The organism is Pseudomonas sp. YL2 (assembly GCF_023063025.1).
Classification (GTDB): domain Bacteria; phylum Pseudomonadota; class Gammaproteobacteria; order Pseudomonadales; family Pseudomonadaceae; genus Aquipseudomonas; species Aquipseudomonas putida_A.
On sequence record NZ_JAJSLU010000001.1, the window covers coordinates 581,895 to 606,897 of the forward strand.

22 protein-coding genes are annotated in these 25,003 nt (G+C 60.7%); 4 read left to right on the forward strand and 18 right to left on the reverse strand.

What is annotated here, in order from left to right:
* Positions 1 to 124: 124 nt before the first annotated feature.
* The 5 genes from LVD08_RS02695 to betI all read right to left on the reverse strand — a co-directional run bounded on the left by LVD08_RS02695 (position 125) and on the right by betI (position 7,228).
* The gene (locus tag LVD08_RS02695; protein ID WP_247267322.1) at positions 125 to 1,462 is read right to left on the reverse strand and encodes a TldD/PmbA family protein; all 1,338 of its coding nucleotides are present in this window, start codon (positions 1,460 to 1,462) and stop codon (positions 125 to 127) included.
* Positions 1,462 to 2,904 carry a TldD/PmbA family protein gene (locus LVD08_RS02700; RefSeq protein WP_247267323.1) on the reverse strand — a complete coding sequence of 481 codons (1,443 nt, stop codon included), beginning with the start codon at positions 2,902 to 2,904 and terminating at the stop codon, positions 1,462 to 1,464. Before LVD08_RS02700 ends, LVD08_RS02695 begins: the two co-directional genes overlap by 1 nt.
* 285 nt (positions 2,905 to 3,189) lie before the next feature.
* A complete protein-coding gene (gene betA, locus LVD08_RS02705) occupies positions 3,190 to 4,893 on the reverse strand; it encodes a choline dehydrogenase (RefSeq protein WP_098966005.1) in 1,704 nt (567 codons plus the stop codon).
* 179 nt (positions 4,894 to 5,072) lie between these two features.
* Positions 5,073 to 6,545, reverse strand: coding sequence for a betaine-aldehyde dehydrogenase (gene betB, locus LVD08_RS02710; protein WP_247267324.1), 1,473 nt, complete (start codon positions 6,543 to 6,545; stop codon positions 5,073 to 5,075).
* 62 nt (positions 6,546 to 6,607) lie between these two features.
* Complete coding sequence (gene betI, locus LVD08_RS02715) at positions 6,608 to 7,228, reverse strand: transcriptional regulator BetI (protein ID WP_247267325.1); 621 nt, start codon at positions 7,226 to 7,228, stop codon at positions 6,608 to 6,610.
* 428 nt (positions 7,229 to 7,656) lie between these two features.
* Between betI and betT the strand changes: the two genes are divergently transcribed.
* Positions 7,657 to 9,654: a choline BCCT transporter BetT gene (gene betT, locus LVD08_RS02720; protein WP_097089039.1), complete on the forward strand. Its 1,998-nt coding sequence runs from the start codon at positions 7,657 to 7,659 to the stop codon at positions 9,652 to 9,654.
* 254 nt (positions 9,655 to 9,908) lie between these two features.
* On the opposite strand, the gene choV is transcribed toward betT, so the two are convergent.
* The 3 genes from choV to LVD08_RS02735 form a co-directional block, all read right to left on the reverse strand.
* Positions 9,909 to 11,087 carry a choline ABC transporter ATP-binding protein gene (gene choV, locus LVD08_RS02725; RefSeq protein ID WP_007962646.1) on the reverse strand — a complete coding sequence of 393 codons (1,179 nt, stop codon included), beginning with the start codon at positions 11,085 to 11,087 and terminating at the stop codon, positions 9,909 to 9,911.
* A complete protein-coding gene (choW, locus tag LVD08_RS02730; RefSeq protein ID WP_007962645.1) occupies positions 11,084 to 11,929 on the reverse strand; it encodes a choline ABC transporter permease subunit in 846 nt (281 codons plus the stop codon). The genes choV and choW overlap by 4 nt, the downstream gene beginning before the upstream one ends.
* A gap of 66 nt (positions 11,930 to 11,995) precedes the next feature.
* Positions 11,996 to 12,943 (reverse strand): choline ABC transporter substrate-binding protein, encoded by a 948-nt coding sequence (locus LVD08_RS02735; RefSeq protein WP_027610641.1) that lies wholly within the window; start codon positions 12,941 to 12,943, stop codon positions 11,996 to 11,998.
* Positions 12,944 to 13,379: 436 nt separating this feature from the next.
* Here LVD08_RS02735 and LVD08_RS02740 point away from each other — a divergent pair, with 436 nt between their 5' ends.
* Together LVD08_RS02740 and gbdR are read left to right on the forward strand one after the other, a co-directional pair.
* Complete coding sequence (locus LVD08_RS02740) at positions 13,380 to 14,756, forward strand: L-serine ammonia-lyase (RefSeq protein WP_115985992.1); 1,377 nt, start codon at positions 13,380 to 13,382, stop codon at positions 14,754 to 14,756.
* 515 nt (positions 14,757 to 15,271) lie between these two features.
* On the forward strand, positions 15,272 to 16,375 hold the full coding sequence (gene gbdR, locus LVD08_RS02745; protein WP_007949927.1) for a choline metabolism transcriptional regulator GbdR: 1,104 nt from the start codon (positions 15,272 to 15,274) through the stop codon (positions 16,373 to 16,375).
* A gap of 87 nt (positions 16,376 to 16,462) precedes the next feature.
* On the opposite strand, the gene LVD08_RS02750 is transcribed toward gbdR, so the two are convergent.
* From LVD08_RS02750 to LVD08_RS02775, 6 genes are all read right to left on the reverse strand, one after another.
* Entirely contained in the window at positions 16,463 to 16,726 is a 264-nt protein-coding gene (locus LVD08_RS02750) for a hypothetical protein (RefSeq protein WP_007962640.1), read from the reverse strand.
* A 370-nt stretch (positions 16,727 to 17,096) separates the two neighbouring features.
* Positions 17,097 to 18,260 (reverse strand): gamma-butyrobetaine dioxygenase, encoded by a 1,164-nt coding sequence (locus LVD08_RS02755; protein WP_247267326.1) that lies wholly within the window; start codon positions 18,258 to 18,260, stop codon positions 17,097 to 17,099.
* Positions 18,261 to 18,283: 23 nt separating this feature from the next.
* Complete coding sequence (locus tag LVD08_RS02760; protein ID WP_247267327.1) at positions 18,284 to 18,760, reverse strand: thioesterase family protein; 477 nt, start codon at positions 18,758 to 18,760, stop codon at positions 18,284 to 18,286.
* A gap of 127 nt (positions 18,761 to 18,887) precedes the next feature.
* Entirely contained in the window at positions 18,888 to 19,853 is a 966-nt protein-coding gene (locus LVD08_RS02765) for an L-carnitine dehydrogenase (protein ID WP_096795714.1), read from the reverse strand.
* A gap of 140 nt (positions 19,854 to 19,993) precedes the next feature.
* Positions 19,994 to 20,881 carry a 3-keto-5-aminohexanoate cleavage protein gene (locus LVD08_RS02770; protein WP_027610645.1) on the reverse strand — a complete coding sequence of 296 codons (888 nt, stop codon included), beginning with the start codon at positions 20,879 to 20,881 and terminating at the stop codon, positions 19,994 to 19,996.
* A gap of 76 nt (positions 20,882 to 20,957) precedes the next feature.
* The gene (locus LVD08_RS02775) at positions 20,958 to 21,902 is read right to left on the reverse strand and encodes a choline ABC transporter substrate-binding protein (protein WP_247267328.1); all 945 of its coding nucleotides are present in this window, start codon (positions 21,900 to 21,902) and stop codon (positions 20,958 to 20,960) included.
* 192 nt (positions 21,903 to 22,094) lie between these two features.
* Between LVD08_RS02775 and LVD08_RS02780 the strand changes: the two genes are divergently transcribed.
* Positions 22,095 to 23,039: a GlxA family transcriptional regulator gene (locus LVD08_RS02780; protein ID WP_247267329.1), complete on the forward strand. Its 945-nt coding sequence runs from the start codon at positions 22,095 to 22,097 to the stop codon at positions 23,037 to 23,039.
* Positions 23,040 to 23,178: 139 nt separating this feature from the next.
* Here LVD08_RS02780 and LVD08_RS02785 read toward each other — a convergent pair whose 3' ends face one another.
* The 4 genes from LVD08_RS02785 to LVD08_RS02800 form a co-directional block, all read right to left on the reverse strand.
* Positions 23,179 to 23,595, reverse strand: a complete 417-nt coding sequence (locus LVD08_RS02785; RefSeq protein WP_064589572.1) for a DUF3010 family protein — start codon at positions 23,593 to 23,595, stop codon at positions 23,179 to 23,181.
* A gap of 28 nt (positions 23,596 to 23,623) precedes the next feature.
* Positions 23,624 to 23,947 (reverse strand): helix-turn-helix domain-containing protein, encoded by a 324-nt coding sequence (locus LVD08_RS02790; RefSeq protein ID WP_247267330.1) that lies wholly within the window; start codon positions 23,945 to 23,947, stop codon positions 23,624 to 23,626.
* On the reverse strand, positions 23,931 to 24,185 hold the full coding sequence (locus LVD08_RS02795) for a type II toxin-antitoxin system RelE family toxin (RefSeq protein WP_096795711.1): 255 nt from the start codon (positions 24,183 to 24,185) through the stop codon (positions 23,931 to 23,933). Before LVD08_RS02795 ends, LVD08_RS02790 begins: the two co-directional genes overlap by 17 nt.
* 212 nt (positions 24,186 to 24,397) lie before the next feature.
* Positions 24,398 to 24,799 (reverse strand): lysozyme inhibitor LprI family protein, encoded by a 402-nt coding sequence (locus tag LVD08_RS02800; protein ID WP_097089169.1) that lies wholly within the window; start codon positions 24,797 to 24,799, stop codon positions 24,398 to 24,400.
* Between the last annotated feature and the right edge of the window lie 204 nt (positions 24,800 to 25,003).

Consider the following 25,003-nt stretch of genomic DNA (forward strand, 5'->3'; position numbering starts at 1 on the left):
GGGGGGGGCGGGGGGCGCCCGCGAAGGGGGGTTGCGCCCCCCCCCTAGAGTATTGCGACCCCCCCCCCTCCCGGCCCGTCCCCCCCCCCCACAGTAGATCTCCAGTGTTTTGGAGATCCTGGTCTTATAGGGTCAAGGTCAGTCGGCTCACCAGCGCCCCCGGCAGCAGTGCCGACGAGGTATTGCGCTGGCTATACGTGCTCGCCGACAGCAGCAACTCACGCTCGGCGGTCAATGCTTCCAGCTGCGAACCCAGCAGGCTGTAGGCGCTGTCGTCGAAGCGCATGGTGCTGACCGGCGCCTGAATCTCGCCGTTCTCGACCCAGAAAGTTGCGAAGCGAGTCATGCCGGTCAGGCGCGCCGCTGGTTGATCCGAGTAGTTCAGGTACCACAGATTGCTGATGTACAGCCCGGTGCCCAACTGCTTGAGGATCTCTGCCTGTGACAGATCACCGGCGGCCATGTTCAGTGCACTTGGCATTTCACCGCCGCCGGCGCCGTTGGCGGTCAGGCCGTATTCGGCGGCACTGCGCGAACCGACCAGTTGATCGCCAGCCTTGCCTTCGACGATCAGCCGCAGATCGCTGCGCGGATAACCTTCGCCGGAGAATGCCGGGCTCAACGAACCGCTGACTTGCTCATCCAGCGAGACCAGCGGGCTGAACGCCTGATCGCCGACATACAGCTTCTGCAGCGGGCTGCTTTTGCTGGCAATCGACTGCGCCGAGAAGCCGCCCCAGCTGAGCATGCCCATGATTTCTTCCAGCGCGGCCGGCGCCAGGTACGCGCGGTATTGCCCCGGTGCGAGGGTGCGTAACGGTCGACCGAGGAACGCCAGTTGCTCGCGGGCCTGCTGGAAGCGGCGGGTGAAGCCTTCGCTGCTCCACTCGTGCCCGGCGTAGCTGGCTTTCACCGCTTCGCCATTGTCGTGGAACAGGCTGAAGTCGAAGTTGAAGCTGTTGGCCTGATGCCAGCCGAACGCCCCCGAGGAGCTGGCGAAACCACGGCTGATCGGACCGGCAGCATAGAAGCCGACCAGATCCAGACCTTCAGCAGCGGTGCAGATTTCCTCGACCACCTGCTCGGTGTCCGGCAGCGGATGTTCCTGCACGTTGTTGCTCTGCCAGCCGTTGTGGTTGAGCAGCAGGTACGGATCCTGTGGCAGCAGCGGCAGGGTTTCGCGCAGTTGTTGCAGGCCTTCGGAGAGGCGTTGCAGATCGGCTTCCTGATCACCGGACAGGGTGATGTGCAGATCGGCGTGGCGCCCGTCGTTGATCAGCTTCAGCCCGACGTCGGCTTGCTGCACCTGGCCGGCCTGACGCACCTTGGCGTGATTGAAACGCACGAACGCCGAGGACTCGGCGGCGTAGCTGAGGGTGAATTGTTCCGGCTCGCGCACACTGTCGCGCAGCCAATTGACCATGACCTTGAAGGCGTCGGACTGACTCTTCGAAATGCTCATCAGGCGTCTCCCCCAAACACATCAACGTTGCTGAATACGCAGGCCGGTGAAGCGTGGCCGACGCGGATCACCTGGTTCGGCTCGCCCTTGCCGCAGTTTGGCGTGCCCAGCACCATTCGGGTGCCGGCATTGCCGACCGCGCGCAGACTCTTCCAGAAGTGCGCGGAAATGCCCCGGTAATTCGGATTTTTCACCACACCCTTGAGTTCGCCGTTCTCGATCAACTGACCCCACTCGCAACCGAACTGGAATTTGTTGCGCGCATCGTCAATCGACCATGAACGGTTGGTGCTCATCAGAATGCCGTGCTCGATACCGCTGATCAGTTGCGTCAGCGACTGATCGCCCGGCTCGATGTTGAGGTTGGCCATGCGGTCGATCGGCGGCCGGTTCCAGCCGCAGGCGCGGCTGTTGGCAACGCCGTCGAGACCGGCGCGGAACTGCGACAGCGCGCCACCCAGTGGCCGCAACAGCAAGCCTTCGCGAATCAGGAATTGTTTGCTGGCCTTGGTCCCGTCGTCATCGTGGCCGTAGCTGGCCAGCTCTTCGGGAATGTCTGGGTCGAAGGTCACGTTGAGCAGCTTCGAGCCGTATTGCAGGCTGCCGAAGTCGCTGGTTTTGACGAAGCTGGTGCCGGCGTAATTGCGCTCGTCACCGAGGATGCGGTCGAGCTCCAGCGGGTGACCGATGGACTCGTGAATCTGCAGCATCATCTGGTCAGGCATCAGCAACAGATCGCGCGGGCCTTGCGGGGTGTTCGGCGCGAGCAGCAGTTGCAGGGCCTGATCGGCCACCTTCGGGCCGGCGCCGACCAGGCCGCAACGGCTGATCACGTCCGCGCCACCCTGCTGGCCGAAGTTCTCGCGGCCGAGGGAACGGGTCTGGCTGTCGTTGCCGTCATAGGCGGTGACGTCGAGGCCCGGATAGACGAAGCGCTGGGCCTGGCGCAATTCGGCGCCGGCGCTGCTCAGGTAGATCTGCTCGACGTGGGTGATGCCGATGCTCGCTTCCCAATTCACCAGGCGCTCATCCTTTGGCACCGAGGCGGATTCCGCGCCGAGCAGCTCGAAGCATTCGCTCAGGGACGGGAAGGGTTGCTCGAGATTGGGCGAAAAGTAATCAGCGCGGTCGCTCGATACAGGCTGTTCGCGCAGGTCGAGCAAGGCGTGCGGCTTCAGTCGCCGGGCCTGCAGTTCGGCGCGCTCAAGGGCGGCTTGCAGGCCTTGCTGCGACAGGTCGTTGGTCGCCGCATAAGCCTCGACGCCGTTGACGCGCACAGTCAGCATCGCGCCTTCGTCGCGGCTCAGGCTTGGCGGCTCGGCGACGTTCTTGCGCACCGACAGGTACTGGCCGGACTCGCGTACATACCGCAGGGAGAAAAACTCGGCGCCCGTGCGCAAGGCAGCGAAGCGCTGCTTGAGCTGGGGGTGGAAATCGAACATTCGGGAACCTCCTTGTTATGGAGTTGCGGGGTGAAGCGATTCGGCGGGGGAGGGATGAAACGATTGCGCGAGGTCTAGAGTAGGCCTGCGTGGGGGTAGGATCAAGTGAAGAGGAGGTGTAGGAGGATTTACTGTGCAGCAGGGGGGAGGGGTATTGAATTGCAGGGCCTCATCGCGAGCAGGCTCACTCCTACAAGGATCTCCAGCGAACACACATTATGTGAACACTGGAGATCCTTGTAGGAGTGAGCCTGCTCGCGATTAGCCGTGACGCGGTATCAAGTCTTACTGAGCCGCCGGGGTGATATCACGCATCGGCTTGCCCTTCACCGGCGCACCGCCAGCCACGTAGTAGGCAGCATTGCTACGCGGCAGTGGCTTGCGGCCACGGATCTTGTCGGCGATTTTCTCGGCGATCATGATCGTCGGCGCGTTCAGGTTACCGGTGGTGATGATCGGCATGATCGAAGCGTCGACCACACGCAGGCTCTGCATGCCGTGCACGCGACCTTCGCCATCCACAACCGCCATCTCGTCGGTGCCCATCTTGCACGAGCAGGACGGGTGGAACGCGGTTTCGGCGTGCTCGCGGATGAACTTGTCCAGCTGCTCATCGGTTTGCACGTCGATGCCCGGGCTGATTTCGCGGCCACGGAAGGCGTCCAGCGCAGGCTGTTGCATGATTTCGCGGGTCAGGCGGATGCCGTCACGGAATTCCTGCCAGTCCTGCTCGGTGGCCATGTAGTTGAACAGGATGCTCGGGTGCTGGCGCGGATCCTTGGACTTCAACTGGATGCGGCCACGGCTCGGCGAACGCATGGAACCCATGTGCGCCTGGAAGCCGTGCTCTTTCACACCGTTGCTGCCGTTGTAGTTAATCGCTACCGGCAGGAAGTGGTACTGGATGTTCGGCCACTCGAATTCCGGACGCGAACGGATGAAACCGCCGGCTTCGAACTGGTTGCTGGCGCCGATGCCGGTGCCGTTGAACAGCCACTCGGCACCGATGGCCGGCTGGTTGTACCAGAGCAGCGACGGGTACAGCGAGACCGGTTGGGTGCAGGCGTATTGTAGGTACAGCTCAAGGTGATCCTGCAGGTTTTCACCGACGCCCGGCAGGTCGTGGACCACCGGGATGTCGAGGCTTTCCAGCAGTTTTGCCGGGCCGACACCGGAGCGCTGCAGAATCTGCGGCGAAGCGATGGCGCCGGAGCACAGCAGGACTTCTTTGCGTGCCTTGGCTTCAACGCGCTCTTCCGCCGAACCGACCAGGTAACGCACGCCAACCGCACGCTTGCCTTCGAACAGAATCTTGTCAGTCAGGGCGTGGGTGACGATGGTCAGGGTCGAGCGCTTCTTGGCAACGTCGAGGTAGCCGCGGGCGGTGGAAGCACGACGGCCGTTTGGCGTCACGGTGCGGTCCATCGGGCCGAAGCCTTCCTGCTGGTAGCCGTTCAAGTCTTCGGTGCGCGGGTAACCGGCCTGCACGCCGGCTTCAACCATGGCGTGGAACAGCGGGTTGTTGCCCGCCTTCGGCGTGGTCACGCTGACCGGGCCGTCGCCACCGTGGTAGTCGTTCGGGCCGATGTCGCGGGTTTCCGCTTTACGGAAGTACGGCAGGCAGTCGAGGTACGACCAGTCTTCCAGGCCCGGCAGTTTCGCCCAGCCGTCGTAGTCCATCGCGTTGCCACGGATGTAGCACATGCCGTTGATCAGCGAGGAGCCGCCGAGGCCTTTGCCGCGACCGCATTCCATCCGGCGACCGTCCATGTGTGGCTCCGGATCGGTTTCGTACGCCCAGTTGTAGCGACGACCTTGCAGCGGGAATGCCAGTGCAGCCGGCATTTGCGTGCGGAAGTCAAAACGATAGTCCGGGCCGCCTGCTTCGAGCAGGAGCACGGTGACGCCTTCGTCTTCAGTCAGACGGGTCGCCAGGGTATTACCGGCCGAGCCGGCACCGATGATGATGTAATCGAATTCTTGGGACATTGAATGCACCCTCTTTAAATGTGGTCAGGCAGGACCTCAGCGAGTGCTGCGCACTCGAATCGCTGGCAAGCCAGCTCCCACAAGGATTGGGAGCTGCCACAGATTTGAAGGACGACTCCAAACCTGTGGGAGCGGGCTTGCCCGCGAAGAGGCCTTCGCAGGCAATACAAGACTCGGGCTTAGAACACCGAGACGTAATCGCCCAGCTCGACCTGTACCGATTTGATGCGTGTGTAGTTGGTCAGCGAGCTGATGCCGTTTTCACGACCCACGCCCGACTGCTTGTAACCGCCCACCGGCATTTTTGCGTCGGACTCGCCCCAGGCGTTGATCCAGCAGATACCGGCTTCCAGTTGATGAATCACGCGGTGCGCGCGGTTCAGGTCTTTGGTGACGATACCGGCGGCCAGGCCGAAGTCGGTGTCGTTGGCGCGGCGGATCACTTCTTCTTCGGTCTCGTAGGAGAGGATCGCCATCACCGGGCCAAAGATTTCTTCACGAACGATGGTCATTTCGTCGGTGCAATCGGTGAACACGGTCGGAGCGACGAATGCACCTTTGGCGAATTCGCCATCGGTCAGACGCTCGCCGCCACACAGCACACGGGCACCTTCTTCTTTACCCTTGGCGATGTAACCCAGCACGCTTTCCATGTGGGCGAAGCTGACCAGTGGGCCGAAGTTGGTGTTTTCGTCTTCCGGGTTGCCGATGCGGATGCGCGCGACGCGCTCGACGATCTTGGCTTCGAAAGCGGCTTTCAGGTGGCTCGGTACGAATACGCGAGTGCCGTTGGTGCAAACCTGACCGGAGCTGTAGAAGTTGGCCATCATCGCGGTGTCGGCGGCGCGATCGAGGTCGGCGTCGTCGCAGATGATCAGCGGCGACTTGCCGCCCAGTTCCATGGTCACGTCTTTCAACGACGAAGCCGAAGCGCTGGCCATGACTTTCTTGCCGGTGTCGGTGCCGCCGGTGAAGGAGACTTTCTCGATGCGCGGGTGCTCGGTCAGCCAGGTGCCGACTTCACGGCCGCTGCCGGTCAGCACGTTGAACACGCCGTTTGGCAGGCCGGCTTCGGTGTAGATTTCGGCCAGTTTCAGGGTGGTCAGCGAGGTGACTTCGCTTGGCTTGAAGATCATTGCGTTACCGGCGGCCAGGGCCGGTGCGGATTTCCACAGGGCGATCTGGATCGGGTAGTTCCACGCGCCGATACCGGCGACCACGCCCAGTGGCTCGCGACGGGTGTAGACGAAGGAAGTGTCGCGCAGCGGAATCTGCTCGCCTTCGATCGCCGGCACCAGGCCTGCGTAGTATTCCAGCACGTCGGCGCCGGTGACGATGTCGACGTATTTGGTTTCGGAGTAAGCCTTGCCGGTGTCCAGGGTTTCCAGAGCAGCCAGTTCATCGTTGCGCTCGCGCAGGATGTCGACGGCGCGACGCAGGATGCGCGAACGCTCCATGGCGGTCATCGCGGCCCAGATTTTCTGGCCCTTTTCAGCGCTGACCACAGCACGCTCGACGTCTTCCTTGGTCGCACGTTGCACTTGGGCGAGGACTTCACCGTTCGCCGGGTTGATGGCTTCGAAAGTGGCATCGCTGCCAGCGTCGGAGTACGTGCCATCGATGTAGAGTTTTTGCAGTTCGAAACGGGCCATAGTGTCCTCGCAAGTGCATTAGTGGTTGGCGTCGACCACCGCGCTGAAACTGCGGTGGCGGTTCAGGTACCGAGCGTTTTCTGTGTGCTCTGGTTCACCTGCTTGGCCAATTGGAAATCCATGTATTCGTACGCGATCTGTTGCGCCTGCGCCGTGTCGAAAGCGTCTCCCGACAGCGCGCCGCGCAACCACAAGCCGTCGATCAACGCTGCCAGTCCACGCGCGGCGCTGCGCGCATCTTCGAGCGGCAACACACGGCGGAACTCGCAGCACAGGTTGGAATACAGACGGTGATCGTTGATCCGCTGCAACCTGTGCAAAGACGGCTGGTGCATGCTGGTGGCCCAGAAGGCCAGCCAGGTTTTCATTGCCGGGCCATTGACCTGGCTGGCGTCGAAGTTGCCTTCGATGATCACCTGCAGATGCGCCCGTGGGCTGCTGTCTGCCAGCGCCTGTCGGCGCGCGGTGACGTTCTCGCTGAGGACATTCATCAGATACCGCATCGTGGCGGCAATCAGGCCATTCTTGTCCTGAAAATAGTGACTGATGATGCCATTCGAGACACCGGCCAAACGGGCGATCAGCGCAATGCTGGCGTCCCCCATACCGACCTGATCGACCGCCTGCAACGTGGCTTCGATCAGTTGTTGGCGGCGGATGGGTTGCATACCGACCTTGGGCATCTTGCACATCTCCTTAGGCCTTCCGAAGGGCGATAAACGCCTATCGGATTGAGGGCCAGTCTATTTTGTTTTGATTGAACGTTCAATCAACAAAGAATAAGATCTGCGACAAATCGTCGCTGCCTACAGATTTTTTCTGCTTGTAAATGGCGATAAAACGACATCCGAAAATGCTTGAAACCTGCGTGGGGCATGGCGCGGTTCGCTGTTCGATGGACGTGTTGAATGGGCAAGACGCTCGGGGCCAGGTTTCGGATGAACGTCCGCACAGCTTTGGCCACGAAAGCGATTCGCAACGCCATTTCGGCAGGTTCGGGCTTTTTTCGGGGTGTCTTTATATCACCCGCCGGTCGGCTGCCAACTAACCGATTGGTCGGGTTCCGTGTTGCCTTGTGTTCTTCTCTCGCACTGCCTGGAGCATTTGTGCCATGAGTTCTGCCTCTCTTATAAAGACCCCGCCCGAGAAGGTGACGGTCAACGGTTGGGTGTTTTACACCTCTACCGCGTTGATTCTGTTGTTGACCGCCATTCTGATCATCGCCCCGCAAGAGGCCGGCAGATTGTTGGGTATCGCTCAGGCCTGGTTGTCGCGCAGCTTCGGCTGGTACTACATGGTGGTGATCGCCGCGTACCTGGTGTTTGTGGTGGGCCTGGCGTTTTCCTCCTACGGCAAACTCAAACTGGGCAGCAAGGACGACACCCCGGATTTCAGTTACGGCGCCTGGGCGGGGATGCTGTTCTCGTCGGGTATCGGTATTTCGCTGCTGTACTTCGGCGCGTCCGAGCCGCTGGACCATTACTTCAATCCTCCGGAAGGCGCAGCGGCCACCAACCTGGCCGCGCGTCAGGCGGTGCAACTGACCTTCCTGCACTGGGGCCTGCACGGCTGGGCGATCTATGCGCTGGTCGGTCTGGCTGTGGCGTACTTCGCTTACCGTCATAACCAGCCGCTGGCCCTGCGTTCGGCGCTGTATCCGCTGGTCGGCGAGCGTTGGGTCAAAGGCGCCGCCGGTCACGCGGTGGACGGCTTCGGCATGTTCGTGACCCTGCTGGGTCTGGTGACCAACCTGGGGATCGGTTCGCTGCAAGTGTCCTCCGGCCTGGAAAACCTGTTCGGCATGGAACACAGCAACACCAACCTTTTGATCGTGATCATCGTGATGAGCACCGTGGCGACCATCGCTGCCGTGTCCGGCGTGGAAAATGGCATTCGTCGTCTGTCCAACCTGAACATCGTGCTGTTCAGCGGTCTGCTGATTTTTGTCCTGCTGTTCGGCCCGACCCTGCACCTGCTCAACGGCTTCGTGCAGAACATCGGCGACTACCTCAACGGCGTGGTGCTGAAGACCTTCGACCTGTACGTCTACGAAGGCGACAGCGCCAAGTCCGACCGCTGGCTGGGCCTGTGGACCCTGTTCTACTGGGCGTGGTGGATTTCCTGGGCGCCATTCGTCGGCATGTTCATCGCGCGTATTTCCCGTGGTCGTACCGTGCGTGAGCTGGTCGCTGGTGTACTGCTGATCCCGTTGGGTTTCACCCTGGCGTGGCTGTCGATCTTCGGTAACTCGGCGCTGGATCTGGTGATGAACCAGGGGGCGGTGGAACTCGGCAAGACGGCGCTGGAACAACCGTCGATGGCGATCTACCAGTTGCTGGAACACTACCCGGCGTCGAAAGTCGTCATCGGTGTGTCGATCTTCGTCGGTTTCGTGCTGTTCCTGACCCCGGCCGACTCCGGCGCGGTGATGATGGCGAATCTGTCCTGCAAGGGCGGCAACGTTGATGAAGATGCGCCGCACTGGCTGCGGATCTTCTGGTCGGTGGTGATCACGCTGGTGACCATCGGTCTGCTGTTCGCCGGTAACTTCGAAGCCATGCAAACCATGGTGGTGCTGGCCGGTCTGCCGTTCTCGGTGGTGCTGGTGTTCTTCATGTTCGGGCTGCACAAGGCGATGCGCCAGGACGTGCAGATCGAACAGGAGCAGGCGCAACTGGCTGAGCGCGGGCGTCGTGGTTTCAGCGAGCGTCTGACGCAGCTGGATCTGCAACCGAGCCAATCGGTGGTGCAGCGCTTCATGGACAAACACGTGACCCCGGCACTTGACGACGCTGCTGCACAACTGCGTGCACAGGGTCTGGAAGTGCAGACGCTGCTGGGCAAATCCAAACGCTGCATGGGCGTGCGCGTCGAGATGGAAGAGGGCAACCCTTTCGTCTACGAAGTGAGCCTGGACGGCTATCTGGCGACCCCGACCGAATCGGCCCAGTCCGATGAAGCGCGCCAGCGTTACTACCGCGCCGAGGTGTATTTGCACAACGGCAGCCAGGACTACGACCTGATGGGCTTCACGCAGGATCAGATCACACGCGATGTGCTCGATCAGTTTGAAAGCCATCGGCAGCTCCTTGGCCGGGTGTATAGCTAACCCCTGAAGTTTTGCGGTGCGGTCAGCTGCTCCGTTAAACCATTGTGGTGAGGGGATTTATCCTCGATGGGTCGCGAAGCGGCCCCAAGCCGGCAATTGCGGTAGTTCAGATAAATCGCTGTCACAGGTTTCAGGACTGCTCCGCAGCTCATCGGGGATAAATCCCCTCACCACAGGTTCTCTGTTTGCAACTGAATAACCTGTACCAACAAAAACGCCGCGATCCTCTCGCGGCGTTTTTGTGTCCGGGGTTCTTACCCCAGGTTCTTGCCCAGCAACGCGTGATACAGCTCGCTGTCGCCCAGAATCCCCACCACATGGTTGTTGTCGTGCAGCACCAGTTTGTTGCCGGTCTGGTAGCGAATCTGCAGCGCGTCGCGCATGCCGATGTTCGAGTCCACCAGTGTCGGCTTGCGCTCAAGGGCTTCCACTGCTTGCCCCGGTGCCCAGTTCTGCAGGTTCAGCACCGAACCGTTCTGCCGCGCACCCTTGATCGTGTTGCCTTCGGCCAGGTCCAGCCACGAATCGCCACCCGGGTCGAGGCACACCGAACCGTTGATGCGTTTGCAGTTGTCCAGCGTGCGCATCAGGCTGCGGCCACACAGGACGTTGAGCGGGTTGGTGTGGGCTACGAAGGTGCGCACATAGTCGTCCGCCGGGTTCAGTACGATCTCTTCCGGCACGCTGTACTGGATGATCCGGCCGTCCTTCATGATCGCGATGCGGCTACCCAGTTTCAGTGCTTCGTCGAGATCGTGACTGACAAACACGATGGTCTTGCTCAGCTTGCGTTGCAGTTCCAGCAGTTCATCCTGCAGACCCTGACGGATCAGCGGGTCGAGTGCCGAGAACGGTTCGTCCATCAGCAGAATGTCGGCGTCCATCGCCAGCGCCCGGGCCAGGCCGACCCGCTGCTGCATGCCGCCGGAGAGTTCATCGGGCTTCTTGTTGCGCCATTGGGTCAGGCCCACCAGTTCAAGCTTGTCGTCGACCAGCTTGCGCCGTTCCTTTTCCGGTCGGCCCTGCATTTCCAGACCGAAACTGATGTTCTCGCGCACCGTCAGCCACGGCATCAGGGCGAACTTCTGGAACACCATGGCGATGCGTTTGGTGCGCATCATTTTCAGTTCGGCCGGGGTGCAGGAAGCGATGTCGATCTGCTTGCCTTCGTGCTCGACGAACAGCTTGCCGCGACTCACGGTGTTGAGGCCGTTGATGCAGCGCAGCAGGCTCGACTTGCCGGAGCCGGACAGGCCCATCAGTACGCAGATCTCGCCCTTGTTGATGTCCAGACTGGCCTTTTCCACGCCGACGATCTGCCCGGTCTTTTTCAGGATCTCGCTGCGGGTCAAACCTTGATCGAGAAGTTTCAGTGCTTCGCGCGGATCCTTGGTGAAGATCACGTCAACGTTATCGAAGCGAATTATGCTCATGCGTCACCCCCTACTTTGGCGTCGGGTTGTTTGCAGATACGGTCGAGCATGATCGCCAGCAGTACGATCGCCAGGCCCGCTTCGAAGCCCAAGGCGATATCAGCAGTGTTCAGTGCGTTGACCACCGGTTTGCCGAGTCCGTCGGCGCCTACCAGTGCCGCGATCACCACCATCGACAGCGACAGCATGATGCACTGGGTGATGCCGGCAGCGATGCTCGGCATGGCGTGAGGCAGTTCGATCCGTGAGAGCAATTGGCGACGCGAGCAGCCGAAGGCCTTGCCGGCGTCCATCAGTTCTTGCGGGACATCGCGGATGCCCAGGTAGGTCAGGCGGATCGGTGCAGCGATGGCGAACACCACCGTGGAGATCAGGCCCGGCACCACACCCAGCCCGAAGAGGGTCAGGGTAGGAATGAGGTAAACGAAGGTCGGTACGGTCTGCATCAGATCGAGTACCGGACGCATTAAAGTGTAGAACATCGGCTTGTGCGCAGCGACGATGCCCAGCGGTACGCCGATGACCACGCAGACCAGGGTCGCGAACATGACCTGGGCGAGGGTTTCCATGGTTTCCTGCCAGTACCCCAGGTTGAGGATCAGCAGGAACGAGGCAATCACAAAAACAGTCAGCCCCCATTTGCGCTGGATGAAATGCGCGAGCAGGGCGATGAGGCCGATCAAGACGAAGGGATTGAACCAGGTCAGCGCAAACGTCACGCCGTGGATCATCGTTTCCAGTGTCACGGCGATTGCGTCGAAGGTGCTGGCGCCGTGTTGCGTCAACCATTCAACGAAGCCCGCGATGTACTGGCCTAAAGGGATTTTCTGATCAATCAGCATGGTAGTGAACGTCCGCATGCAAGGAATAAACAGCCCGGGCGAGCGAACTCGCCCGGCGTAAGGCAATTACTGTGCGAGCTTGGCTTTCACGGCCTCCAGGCCTGGTTTACCGTCAATGGTGGTCACGCCAGCGAGCCAGGTATCGAGCACCTGAGGGTTCTTTTTCAGCCAGGCCTTGGCGGCCGCTTCAGGCTTCATCTTGTCGTCGAGGATGTTGCCCATCAGGGTACTTTCCATGTCGACGGTGAACTCCAGGTTCTTCAGCAACTGACCGACGTTGCTGCATTCGGTGGTGTAGCCCTTGCGGGTGTTGGTCGCCACGGTGGCAGCACCGAAATCGGGGCCGAAGAAGTCATCGCCGCCGGTCAGGTATTGAATCTTGAAGCGCTTGTTCATCGGGTGCGGCGCCCAGCCGAGGAAGACCACGGCGGTGTCGCGTTTCTGCGCGCGGTCGACCTGCGAGAGCATGCCCGCTTCGGACGATTCGACGACCTTGAAGCCGGCGGTTTTCAAACCGAAAGCGTCCTTGTCGATCATGCTCTGGATCAGGCGGTTGCCGTCGTTGCCAGGCTCGATGCCGTAGATCTTGCCATCGAGCTCTTTCTTGAATTTGGCGATGTCGGCGAAGTCATGCAGTCCCTTGTCGTACAGGGCTTGCGGTACGGCGAGGGTGTACTTGGCACCTTTGAGGTTGGTGCGCACCACTTCGACGGTGCCGGCATCGCGGTAGGCCTTGATGTCGTTTTCCATGGTCGGCATCCAGTTACCGAGGAACACGTCCATGTTCTTGCCGTCGGCCAGCGACTTGTAGGTCACGGGCACTGAGATCATGGTGGTCTTGGTCTTGTAGCCGAGGGCGTCGAGCACCACCGACGTGGTGGCGGTGGTCGCGGTGATGTCGGTCCAGCCGACATCGGAGAAGTTAACGGTACTGCACTGCGCCGGTTCTGCGGCTTGAGCCAGTAACGGCAGACTCAGCATGGCGGCCAACAACAACGACGGGGAACCTTTCATGGATGGACTCCTTGGTGTTTTTTTTGGCAGTGTTCCGACTGTGGACCACCGCACTTATAGGTTGCGGTTGGATGGCGTTCTGGAGACAGCTCTACCACGGCGCCTTGCAATCGAGTCATAACGATCATGTACCAGTGAAAATCTGACGCCTACAGGGTGGGTCGTATCCAGTACAGGGATGGTCGCATCCAGTGTCAGTGACGTCGTTTACAGCTTTTTTCCGCCCCGTTTGGCCATCTGAACCGCATAAAAACGGCGAAAACACGGGAGGAAACCGGCACGGCGTTGGTGGGCATGAGTGCGTCGGTGTCAGACGCCGAGCGACCTGACAAAAGCCTGATGATGCGGGCATTCCGGCGGATCGCAGCTTGAGCGTAGCAGCTCCGCCAGCGGGCGCTTAACGCCCGGGAACGGCATCCTCAGGAGCTCTGCAGCAATGGCTATCAGCGTTTTCGACCTGTTCAAAATCGGCATCGGCCCGTCCAGTTCCCACACCGTCGGCCCGATGCGCGCCGCCGCCCTGTTTGTCGAATCGCTGCGCGACCGGCACCTGCTCGAGCAGGTACGGCGTATAGAAGTGCAACTGTTCGGCTCACTGTCGGCTACCGGTATCGGCCACGGCAGCGACAATGCAGTGATCATGGGCTTGATGGGCGAGTGGCCGGACGCAATCGACCCGTCGCAGATCGGCCCGCGTATTCAGGCGCTGCGCGAAACTCACACGCTGTTATTGGATGGTCGTCTGTCGGTGCCGTTTGTCTGGGCTCGCGACATGCGCCTGATCGACGAAAACCTGCCGTTCCACCCCAACGCCATGACTCTGGTTGCCGAAGGCGATCACGGCGAGATTCATCGCGACACCTACTATTCGGTCGGTGGCGGTTTTGTCGTGGATCAGGCGCAGGCATCCAGCGGTGTGGTCGATCTGGATCGCACCGAATTGCCTTATGACTTTTCCAGCGCGGTGGAACTGCTGCAGCTGTGCCAAAAGAACAACCTGCGCGTCGCCGAACTGATGATGGCCAACGAAAAGGTCTGGCGCAGCGAAGAGGAAATCCGCGCCGGACTGATGAAGCTGTGGCGGGCGATGCAGGATTGCGTCGAGCAGGGCCTCAAGCACGAAGGCATCCTTCCCGGCGGTCTCAATGTGCGCCGGCGCGCGGCCAAGTTGCATCGCAGCCTGCAGGAGTTGAACAAGCCCAACGTGATCGGCTCGACCCTCAGTGCCATGGAGTGGGTCAACCTGTTTGCCCTCGCGGTCAATGAAGAAAACGCTGCCGGCGGGCGCATGGTCACGGCGCCGACCAATGGCGCGGCGGGGATCATCCCGGCGGTGTTGCACTACTTTATGAAGTTCAGCGAAGCGGTCACCGACGCCAATGTGGTCGATTACTTCCTGGGCGCGGCGGCGGTGGGGATTCTGTGCAAGAAGAACGCCTCGATCTCCGGTGCCGAAGTCGGCTGCCAGGGCGAGGTTGGTTCGGCCTGCGCGATGGCGGCGGCGGGGTTGGCGGAGATTCTCGGCGCGACGCCGGAGCAACTGTGCAACGCGGCGGAAATCGGCCTGGAACACAACCTCGGCCTGACCTGTGATCCGGTCGGCGGCCTGGTGCAGGTGCCGTGTATCGAGCGCAACGCAATTGCCGCTGTGAAGGCGATCAACGCAGCGCAGATGGCCCTGCGTGGCGATGGTCAGCACTTCATCTCGCTGGACCGGGTGATCCGCACCATGCGTGATACCGGCGCCGATATGCATGACAAATATAAAGAGACCTCGCGGGGTGGTTTGGCGGTCAGCGCGGTTGAGTGCTGAGACCGTGTCGCTCCCATCGCGAGCAGGCTCACTCCTACACTTGGAATGCGTTCCCCTGTAGGAGTGAGCCTGCTCGCGATAGCGCCAGACCAGTCAAAACTGCGCGCTAAGTGAACACAACAAAACAATCACGCCACCTTTTAGCGCGTCGCAATCAGATAAGAGCTTTTCCCACTCGCAGTGCGCCATTCGCACTCCCTGCCGTCCGTCACCCGTGCTTGCGGTGACACTCTGAAACAACTGCGCGCAAGCCCGTTCCCACAAGTGCTACCGATCTGCTCACAGGCAGCGGGGCAGGGCCCTCGGCGCCGCTGATGGCACTTCGAAACACCGTGTGTCCGACGTCTTGAATAGACACGTCGCGACGTCGTTTTCAGGAGTTATTGAACAGCCATTCAATTTTAGGCATGGCAATTGCTCTGTCATAACAAAGCCCGTCTCCCACGCGAGAACGCCGGCAATAACAAGAGCCTCCGCCTGAGGCCATCACCCGCTTTGTGTGAGGAGATACCGCGATGACGTCGTTCAACTCCGGGGCCCAACCCCAGAACCGTGCGCCTCAATCCATCGGCTTTCTGCTGCTGGACAATTTCACGCTGATTTCTCTGGCCTCCGCAGTCGAGCCCCTGCGCATGGCCAACCAATTGTCCGGTCGTGAGCTGTATCGCTGGAGCACCCTGACCGTCGATGGCGGCCAGGTGTGGGCCAGTGACGGTCTGCAAATCACCCCTGATGCCTCCATGCACAAAGCCCCGCCCCTGGACACCGTGATCGTCTGCGGCGGGATCGGCATTCAACGCACCGTGACCCGTGAACACGTGTCATGGCTGCAGAGCCAGGCGCGTCAGTCCAAGCGTCTGGGCGCGGTGTGCACCGGCAGCTGGGCTTTGGCTTGCGCCGGTCTGCTCGACGGCTTCGATTGCAGCGTGCACTGGGAATGTCTGGCGGCGATGCAGGAAGCTTTCCCGCGTGTGGCGATGAGCACTCGCCTGTTCACCCTCGACCGTAACCGTTTCACCAGTTCCGGCGGCACCGCGCCACTGGACATGATGTTGCATCTGATCAGCCGCGATCATGGGCGTGAACTGTCCGCCGCGATCTCGGAAATGTTCGTCTACGAGCGCATCCGCAACGAGCAGGATCACCAGCGCGTGCCGCTCAAGCACATGCTCGGCACCAATCAGCCGAAGCTGCAGGAAATCGTTGCGCTGATGGAAGCCAACCTCGAAGAGCCGATCGACCTCGACGAACTGGCGGTGTACGTCGCCGTGTCGCGTCGACAGCTGGAGCGGCTGTTCCAGAAATACCTGCACTGCTCGCCGTCGCGCTACTACCTCAAGCTGCGCCTGATCCGCGCGCGGCAACTGCTCAAGCAGACGCCGATGTCGATCATTGAAGTCGCGTCGGTGTGTGGTTTCGTGTCGACGCCGCACTTCTCCAAGTGCTACCGCGAATACTTCGGCATTCCGCCGCGTGACGAACGCGTAGGCTCCAACACCACCCAGCAAGTGGCGATGCTGCCGCTGCCGCAGGCGATCGTGATGTCGCCGCTATCGGGGCCGATGTCGGCGTTGAGTCAGGCGCGTAATGAGTCGACGTTTGCCAGCGTAAGGCTGTAGACCGAGTCATCGTTCTTCGCGAGCAGGCTCGCTCCCACCTGGAATGCATTTCAAATGTGGGAGCGAGCCTGCTCGCGAATGGATTTATCAGGCGCTATGGCTTTGCTGGTAATCCGCCAACGCCGGCAACAACTGTTTGTCGATCGCCTGGCGCACCGCAGGCTGGATACTGGCGCCGCTGGTGTACATGTCCTTGACCATCTTGCGCAATTCAAACGCGCGAACATTGTCCAGACCACGCACCGCACACTCACAGGCCTGCTCGGCGGTCGAACCGCTCGGCACTTGAAAACCCAATGCCTTGAGCTGGCCCAACAAGTCTTCCTGATCGATCAAATCGGCATACATCATGGCGCGCTTCCTTCTTCGGCAACGGAGGTCGTGACTCGATTCTGGTGGGCATGTGGAGGCACGGCAAGGGCGATTTGTCGCAGTGGCCGCGACGGCTATGAACAGGTCGTTTTCGGCTAACTCAGTGCCAAGGGGAGTCGGCACACTGACCTCAGCTCGCTACAGACGGTTTGGTCACCCTCGACTGGCAGCTCCTCAACAGTACCCTCTGCCCCGATCCTGTCACGGCTTGTATCGGGGCTTTTTTTGCCTTTGAATCCGGGAGCGGTGTGTGGTTGGCGCTGACGCCTTCGCGAGCAGGCTCGCTCCCACATTTGAAATGCATTTCCAGTGTGGGAGCGAGCCTGCTCGCGAAGAACGATGACGCGGTTTACCGTTGCAACACCAGAATCCGCGACAACAACTCATCCCGATCGATGTAGCAACCCTGGAAATGCCGCGCCCCGGTGGCCGGGTCAAACGCATTGCGCGCATGCAGCGTGCGGCGATTATCGAAGCACCACAGTTCACCCGGATTGAGTCGCTGCATCAGGCGAAAACGTGGCTCACGGGTCATGGCGATCAAGCGCCGATAGGCCCGGTACAGCAGCGGCATTTGCTCCACCGATGTATCGAATGCGCCGCGCAAAAAGTTCGCCATGCGAATCTCCGCAACCCGGCCCAACGCGTCCAGCGCAATGATCGGCGCCAGGCAACGATAGTCGCTGTGGCGGTCCTTGTTGCGAAACTCCACGGGGATTTCGCACAGCGCCTGAAACAGCTCCGGTGCTTCCTGACGCAACGCGTCGGCAATCGCAAAACCGTCGACAAAAATACTCTCGCCACCCTCGGCATCATTCACCAGGCAATGCAGAAATTGCAGACCCGGTTGCAGCTCACGAGTCGGCAAGTCGGTGTGCAACGGCAGGTTGAAAGCGGTGTAGGCGTTGCTGTCGGCATCGGCCTTGGACTGCACGTTGAACAGCACGCCGAAGTTGCTCTCGCGGATGAACGAAATGCGCTGCGCGATCAGCTTCAGCGAACCCGGCTCGGTGGGCACGCCGCGCACCTGAGTCAGGCCGATGTCGCGTACCGCGATCAACCATTGCAGCAGCGCGCCGTTGTCGTTCATCAGCGCTGAATATTCGAATATCGGTAGCTGCAAATCGCTGCGCCACAGGTAAGCCTTGGGTTTGGCGACCAGACGTTCGGTGCGGGATTCGTCGTCATAGGCGTGAGCGCGCAGCCAGCCCGGATCGAAGCGACTGTGATGGCCATCCTGCCAGTCGATCAGCAGACAGCCGTCGCTGTCGATGTGCGCGTTGGCGGGGGCCAGATCCGGCGCGGCATCGACGATCTCGAATACCTGCTCGCGGGTGACGGTGTAGACGCACTGTTCGCACGGGCAGTTGTCGCGCAACCAGACATGGTGAAACGGGCTGATGCGGCCATCGGCCCAGGCAAGTGAAACGCGATCCGCCAGGTTCTGCACGCCGCTCAGCGCGCTGATCAACGGATAACTGCGGAAATCGGCAACAGCGGCAGCGGTGTGCATGGCGGCTCCTTGCGTGGGAGGGATTAACGGGCGGGTGGCAGAGCGATGACGCGGCCGATGTAAGCCGGGACGGGCAGATCGACTTGCTCGGCGGCGATGGCTTGCAGGCGGCTCAAGGTGTCCGGGGTGAACGGCGCGGAACGTGGGCCGGCGAGATCGACGTGCAACAGCATCTGCTCGTTACCGGCCAGTTCCTTGTCGTCGCCGGCCAGGTGCAGGCTGTGATAGAGGTGCAGGCGTTTGCTGTCGTGGCCGATGATTTGCGTGCGCACCTCGACCTCGGCGCCGAGCTTCACTTCGTGCAGGTAATTCAGGTGCAGTTCAAGGGTAAACAGCGAGTGGCCGCTGGCTTCGCGGTTGTTGCTGTCCATGCCGAGACGGTCCATGAGCGCGTCGGTGGCGTAGCTGAAAATCAGCAGATAGAAGGCGTCGCGCAGATGGCCGTTGTAGTCGACCCAGTCGGGGATGATGGTGGTTTGGTAGGTGGTGAGAGTGGGCATGGTGTCAGATCCAACATTATTAGTGACTGGGCTGCCGTCTTCGCGAGCAAGCCCGCTCCCACATTGGAATGCGGTCACCTGTGGGAGCGGGCTTGCTCGCGAAGGGGCCGGAATTGCTGAGCAAGGATTACTCGCTGAAACTCATTCCATGCTTTTCTTTGGTGGTCTTCACCGCCTCCAGCACCGCCAGCAGGCAGTCATCACGATAGCGCTCCAGCGCCGAAATGCTGTGGCGGCCGAGCTGGTCGCTGGTGCCATCGACCACATCGTCGATCAGCTTGTCGGTCAGTTCCGGTGCCGGCAGATAAGTCCACGGCAACTGCAACGCGGGGCCGAACTGCGACATGAAGTGACGCATCCCCGCGTCACCGCCGGCCAGCGTATAGGTCAGGAACGTGCCCATGAACGACCAGCGCAGCCCGGCGCCAAAACGGATCGCGTCGTCGATCTCGCCAGTGGTCGCCACCCCGTCGTTGACCAGGTGCAGCGCCTCGCGCCACAGCGCTTCGAGCAGACGGTCAGCGATGAATCCCGGCACTTCCTTGCGCACATGCAGCGGGCGCATGCCGAGGGATTCGTAGACTTTCATCGCCGCTTGCACGGCCTCGGGCGCGGTGTTCTTGCCGCCGACCACTTCCACCAGCGGCAGCAGGTAAACCGGGTTGAACGGGTGCCCGACCACGCAGCGTTCAGGGTGGGTCGAGCTCTCGTAGAACTCGCTCGGCAACAGGCCGGAAGTGCTCGATCCGATCAAGGCATCAGGCTTGGCCGCTGCGCTGATTTTGCTGTGCAGATCGAGTTTCAGCTCGAGGCGTTCCGGGGCACTTTCCTGAATGAAATCGGCATCGCGCACGCATTCTTCGATGGTCGCGACAAAACGCAGACGATCCTGCGAAGCACCGGGCGCCAGACCGTTTTTCTCCAGCGCACCCCAGGCATTCGCCACGCGTTTGCGCAGCGCAGCTTCAGCGCCGGGCGCCGGGTCCCAGGCCACCACGTCGAGGCCATGGGCGAGGGCACGCGCGACCCAGCCGCTGCCGATGACACCGCTGCCGAGGGCGGCGAAGGTTTTGATGTCGGTGATAAAGCTCATGGTGATTTCCTGAATTTGGCACAAAAAACTGTGGGAGCGGGCTTGCTCGCGAAGAGGCCGGTACATCCGACGCATCTTTATGGGCAGAGCCAGCGCCTTCGCGAGCAAGCCCGCTCCCACAGGGGGAAATGAGTGCTGGGTCAGCCGCGCTGGGTCAGGCCCATCTTCTTGCGGCCCTCAGCCGGGGTCAGTACGCGAGCGCCGAGGCGGCTGAGGATCTCGTTGGCGCGTTCGACCAGTTGACCGTTGGTCGCCAGCACGCCCTTGTCCAGCCACAGGTTGTCTTCCAGGCCGACCCGCACGTTGCCGCCGAGCAACACCGCTTGCGCGGCCATTGGCATCTGCATGCGGCCGATGCCGAACCCGGCCCACACCGCATCGGCGGGCAGGTTGTCGACCATGGCTTTCATGGTGGTGGTGTCGGCCGGCGCGCCCCACGGGATGCCCAGGCACAGCTGGAACAACGGGTTGTCGAGCAGGCCTTCCTTGATCATCTGCTTGGCGAACCACAGGTGGCCGGTGTCGAAAATTTCCAGCTCGGCCTTCACCCCCAGCTCGGTGATGCGCTTGGCGCCGGCGCGCAGTTGCGCCGGGGTCGAGACGTAAATGGTGTCGCCGTCGCCGAAGTTCAGCGTTCCGCAATCGAGGGTGCAGATTTCCGGCAGCAGTTCTTCAACGTGAGCCAGACGGGTCAGCGGGCCGACCAGATCGGTGTTCGGGCCGAACTCCATCGGGTGCTCGCCGGCACCGATTTCGAGGTCGCCGCCCATGCCGGCGGTGAGGTTGACGATGATGTCGACGTCGGCCTCACGGATGCGCTCCATCACTTCGCGGTACAGCGCCACGTCACGGCTGAACTTGCCGGTCTGCGGGTCGCGCACATGGCAATGCACAACGGTGGCGCCGGCCTTGGCTGCTTCCACGGCAGCCGCTGCAATCTGTTTCGGGGTGACCGGCACGTGGGGGCTTTTGGCGGTCGTGTCGCCAGCACCGGTGAGTGCGCAGGTGATGATGACGTCGTGGTTCATGGTGCGGTTTCCTTCAGGCGTGATGGGTCTGTTCGCAGCCTTTTCTCGGGCTGCGAAGCGTGTGTTCGGGCTTGGGTTATTTGCTGGTCAGTTGCAGATTTTCAGCGGCCGGTTTGCCGTCGAAGGTGGTTACACCTTCCAGCCAGCGCTGCTTGTCTTCGGGGTGATCCTTGAGCCATTGCTTGGCCGATTCGAAGGCGTCCTTGTGATCGAGCAGTGGCTGCATCATCCGGCTCTCGTCTTCGGCGGTGAACGTCAGGTTGCTCAGCAGGCGACCGATGTTCGGGCACTGTTCAGCGTATTTCGGCGCGGTGACAGTCCATACCGTGGCCATGCCTTCGTTCGGGCCGAGGGCGTCCTCGCTGCCAGTGAGGTAAGTCATCTTGACGTTGACGTTCATCGGGTGCGGCGCCCAGCCGAAGAACACCACGGCCTCTTTGCGGCGCACGGCGCGGTCGACGGCGGCGAGCATCCCGGCTTCGCTGGACTCGACCAGCTGGAATTTGCCGAGGCCGAACTGGTTCTTGGCGATCATCGCCTTGATCTGCGTGTTGGCGCCCGAACCCGGTTCGATCCCGTAGATCTTGCCGCCCAGTTCCTTTTCGAACTTGGCAATGTCGGCAAAAGTCTTCAGACCCTTGTCGGCCAGATAGGTCGGCACGGCGAGGGTCGCGCGGGCATCCTTCAGGTTCGGTGCTTCCAGGACTTTGACCTGGTTGGCGTCGACGAACGGGGTGATGGTCTGGGTCATCAGCGGGTTCCAGTAACCGAGGAACAGGTCCAGACGCTGATCGCGGATCCCGGCGAAGATGATTTGCTGGGAGGCGCTGGTTTGTTTGGTGCTGTAGCCGAGGCCGTCGAGCAGGACCTGGGTCATGGCACTGGTGGCGATCACGTCGGTCCAGTTGACCACGCCCATGCGCACGTTCTGGCACGAGGCGGGTTCGGCTGCCATGACGCTGGCGCTCAAGAAAGCGGTACCGCTGAGTGCAAGAACACAGCTGCTGATCAGTCGTTTCATGTCGGGTTCCTCGGCAGGTCGTTTATTGTGAGTTCCGGCATCTGGCGTGCCGGTGATGCCAAGTTACGCAGCTGTAGGCCTTCGAAAGCGCACTGCGGCGACTGGCTCTTGCACTGTAGCGACCTGTGCGCTTGAACGCTGACGACAATCGGCGTATCAACGATCCACGCTACCCGCTAACCGAGTGCGCACATGTCCCAGGATTTCTACTTTCTGCTGATGCCGGGGTTTTCCGCCATCGGCTTCATCTCGGCGATCGAACCGCTGCGGGTGGCCAACCGCTTTCGCGGCGAGCTGTACCGCTGGCACGTGCTCAGCGCCGATGGCGGAGCGGTGCTGGCGAGCAATGGCATGTCGGTCAACGCCGACGCGACGCTGGAGCCGCTGAAGAAAGGCGCGACGCTGTTGGTGGTGGCCGGATTCGAACCGTTGAAGTTCGCCACGCCGACCCTTGAGCACTGGCTGCGACGCCTGGACAACGAAGGCGTGACCCTGGGCGCCATCGACACCGGCAGTTTCGTCCTCGCCGAAGCCGGCCTGCTCGACGGCCATCGCCTGACCCTGCACTGGGAAGCCATCGATGCGTTCAAAGAGTCTTATCCACAGCTCAGCGTGACGCAGGAACTGTTCGAGATCGATCGGCGGCGCATCACCTCGGCGGGTGGCACCGCCTCCATCGATTTGATGCTCGACCTGATCGCCCAGGCCCATGGCCCGCAACTGGCGATTCAGGTCAGCGAGCAGTTTGTGCTGGGACGGATTCGTCCGCGCAAGGACCACCAGCGCATGGAAGTCGCCACGCGCTACGGCATCAACAACAAGAAGTTGGTGCAAGTGATTGGCGAGATGGAACAACACAGCGAACCACCGCTGACCACGCTGCAACTGGCGGAATCGATCAAGGTGACACGGCGGCAACTGGAGCGCCTGTTTCGGCTGCATCTGAACGACACACCGAGCAATTTTTATCTGCGCCTGCGATTGGAGAAAGCCCGGCAGCTGTTGCGTCAGACCGATATGAGCGTGCTCGAAGTCAGCATCGCCTGCGGCTTTGAATCGCCCTCGTACTTCACCCGTAGCTACCGCGCGAAGTTCGCCCGCTGTCCCCGTGAAGACCGGCGTACCGCCCAAGCCTGAATGGATGCACACAAAACCAATGTGGGAGCGGGCTTGCTGGCGAAAGCGGAGTGTCAGTCGAAACTTGAGTTGACTGATCCACCGCATTCGCGAGCAAGCCCGCTCCCACATTTTTGATCTTCAGTGTCTGAAGAAAAGGTTACTTCTTCACCAACGCCGAACACGCCGCTTTATAAGCCTCATGCTGATACTTGTTCAGCGTCCCCGGCAGCTCGAAATTGTGCTTCTTGGCCTGGGCATTGATCGTCTGCGGCGACAACAACGTCACCTCACACCCGTCCAGCAACTGAAACACACCCTCGATCTTGAACGTGGTCGGACCACCGGCAAACTCACCCTTCTTGCTGCGCTTCTTGATCGCAATCCGGTCAATCGAATGCTCGCGCACAAACGAAGCAACCTGCGCCGCGAAGCGTTTGACGTTAGCCGCCTCGTCATCATCGTCGAGGGCGATTTTCTTGGTGTTGAGCGCCACATGGCTCAGCGTTGCCCCGTCAAGGGAGGCCACGGCGATGATCGCTTCGCTGCCTTTGATTTCGATGCCGCAGATGTTCATGGGAATTCCTTTGAATAAAGAGGGCAGCCTACAACTCAAGCTGATTGGCGGTGATGCCGAACGCTGCGGCAATTTTCTTGCGTGTGGCCTTGCGAGGCTTGGCGACTGTTTCCTGCTGAGCAAACGCCGGTTGTGAAATACCCATGCGTTTGGCGACTTCTTCCTGAGTCAAGTTGAGATATTCACGCCAGGCACGGATCGGTGTCGCCCCGTCGACCATCCGACTGACGACTTCATGGGGAATCAGGTCGGGCTGCTTTTTCTGCGCAATGTACTGCGCGTAAGGGATGACGACGAAGGCTGGGTTGCCTTCAGCGTCGTTGATGATTTGGATGTCAGTAGGTGCGTTCATCGCGTTTCTTGACCTCTTGAATACTGATCACTTTGATTGCGCCATCCCAGTCAAACATGACTCGATAATTGCCGACGCGCAGGCGGTAGGCGTAGTCATGGCCAATCAGTGCTTTGACATTGCCCACATCAGGCATGTCGGCGAGCGACGTAACGGCATCTCGAACCTTTACCTGATGCACAGAGTGCAATTTCAAGAGTTGCTTAACGGCCTTTCGTGTCCAGTGGATGCTGTTCATGGAAGAATATAAGTCTTTTATAAGATTCGCGAATCTTTACTTATATTTCCAATGTGACCAATCAAGAACTGTTGTCAGCATATTGCGTGAAAGGCTCGTAGATCGGAGCTTTCACGCAATACGTATAGGCGAAGTCGGCATGTGCCGTAAGAAGAAGAGATTCACGAGGCGAATGCAGAAAGTGGTTCCAATTTTCCTTCAAATTTTGAGGACTATTCCTGCCCAATCGACTCCAAAAACTCCGACCGTTCGTCACTCATCCGTGCCACGCAGTCATTCTGCGCAATCTTGAACGCCTTGCTGCCTTCGGTGGCCGGGAATGCTTCCACCGCGCAATCGGCGTCGCGGGTTTTAAGCCATTGTTGCTGGGCGGTTTTCAATTTGGCGGTGATGTCGGCCAGTTGCGCGGCGTTTTTGCCATAGGTGGTCTGCATGCGCTCGTTGAGGCTGGCGTAGTTGTCCTTGAGCAGGTCTTCGGCGGTGCTGCGGCTGTAGGTCGAGCACTCCAGGGTCTGGACGTCGTTTTCCACCGCGTCGCACGGGTTGTTGTCGGTCTCTTCGGCGGCGTGTACGCCGGTCGCCATCAGTGCCAAAGCCAGGAAGATCGATTTCATGGTTGTCGCCGCTCTAATCCAGTGGTGTATCCAAGATGCGCCAGATTCTGGCTCAAGCTGGCGGGCTTGAACAGGTAGCTGATCGGGACGCCTGGCGACCCTTTGTCGCGGATTGACGCTTTCGGCAATTCCCCTGTCGTTTTTGCACCCGGTCGCCCCGGCACCGAGGCATATGCTGGCCCCAAAGCGCCGGCAGACGATTCG

Coding starts and splice junctions, on each gene's coding strand:
- LVD08_RS02695 (WP_247267322.1), bottom strand. CDS start 1,462: ATGAGCATTTCGAAGAGTCAGTCCGACGCCTTCAAGGTCATGGTCAAT.
- LVD08_RS02700 (WP_247267323.1), bottom strand. CDS start 2,904: ATGTTCGATTTCCACCCCCAGCTCAAGCAGCGCTTCGCTGCCTTGCGC.
- betA (WP_098966005.1), bottom strand. CDS start 4,893: ATGTCCCAAGAATTCGATTACATCATCATCGGTGCCGGCTCGGCCGGT.
- betB (WP_247267324.1), bottom strand. CDS start 6,545: ATGGCCCGTTTCGAACTGCAAAAACTCTACATCGATGGCACGTACTCC.
- betI (WP_247267325.1), bottom strand. CDS start 7,228: ATGCCCAAGGTCGGTATGCAACCCATCCGCCGCCAACAACTGATCGAA.
- betT (WP_097089039.1), top strand. CDS start 7,657: ATGAGTTCTGCCTCTCTTATAAAGACCCCGCCCGAGAAGGTGACGGTC.
- choV (WP_007962646.1), bottom strand. CDS start 11,087: ATGAGCATAATTCGCTTCGATAACGTTGACGTGATCTTCACCAAGGAT.
- choW (WP_007962645.1), bottom strand. CDS start 11,929: ATGCTGATTGATCAGAAAATCCCTTTAGGCCAGTACATCGCGGGCTTC.
- LVD08_RS02735 (WP_027610641.1), bottom strand. CDS start 12,943: ATGAAAGGTTCCCCGTCGTTGTTGTTGGCCGCCATGCTGAGTCTGCCG.
- LVD08_RS02740 (WP_115985992.1), top strand. CDS start 13,380: ATGGCTATCAGCGTTTTCGACCTGTTCAAAATCGGCATCGGCCCGTCC.
- gbdR (WP_007949927.1), top strand. CDS start 15,272: ATGACGTCGTTCAACTCCGGGGCCCAACCCCAGAACCGTGCGCCTCAA.
- LVD08_RS02750 (WP_007962640.1), bottom strand. CDS start 16,726: ATGATGTATGCCGATTTGATCGATCAGGAAGACTTGTTGGGCCAGCTC.
- LVD08_RS02755 (WP_247267326.1), bottom strand. CDS start 18,260: ATGCACACCGCTGCCGCTGTTGCCGATTTCCGCAGTTATCCGTTGATC.
- LVD08_RS02760 (WP_247267327.1), bottom strand. CDS start 18,760: ATGCCCACTCTCACCACCTACCAAACCACCATCATCCCCGACTGGGTC.
- LVD08_RS02765 (WP_096795714.1), bottom strand. CDS start 19,853: ATGAGCTTTATCACCGACATCAAAACCTTCGCCGCCCTCGGCAGCGGT.
- LVD08_RS02770 (WP_027610645.1), bottom strand. CDS start 20,881: ATGAACCACGACGTCATCATCACCTGCGCACTCACCGGTGCTGGCGAC.
- LVD08_RS02775 (WP_247267328.1), bottom strand. CDS start 21,902: ATGAAACGACTGATCAGCAGCTGTGTTCTTGCACTCAGCGGTACCGCT.
- LVD08_RS02780 (WP_247267329.1), top strand. CDS start 22,095: ATGTCCCAGGATTTCTACTTTCTGCTGATGCCGGGGTTTTCCGCCATC.
- LVD08_RS02785 (WP_064589572.1), bottom strand. CDS start 23,595: ATGAACATCTGCGGCATCGAAATCAAAGGCAGCGAAGCGATCATCGCC.
- LVD08_RS02790 (WP_247267330.1), bottom strand. CDS start 23,947: ATGAACGCACCTACTGACATCCAAATCATCAACGACGCTGAAGGCAAC.
- LVD08_RS02795 (WP_096795711.1), bottom strand. CDS start 24,185: ATGAACAGCATCCACTGGACACGAAAGGCCGTTAAGCAACTCTTGAAA.
- LVD08_RS02800 (WP_097089169.1), bottom strand. CDS start 24,799: ATGAAATCGATCTTCCTGGCTTTGGCACTGATGGCGACCGGCGTACAC.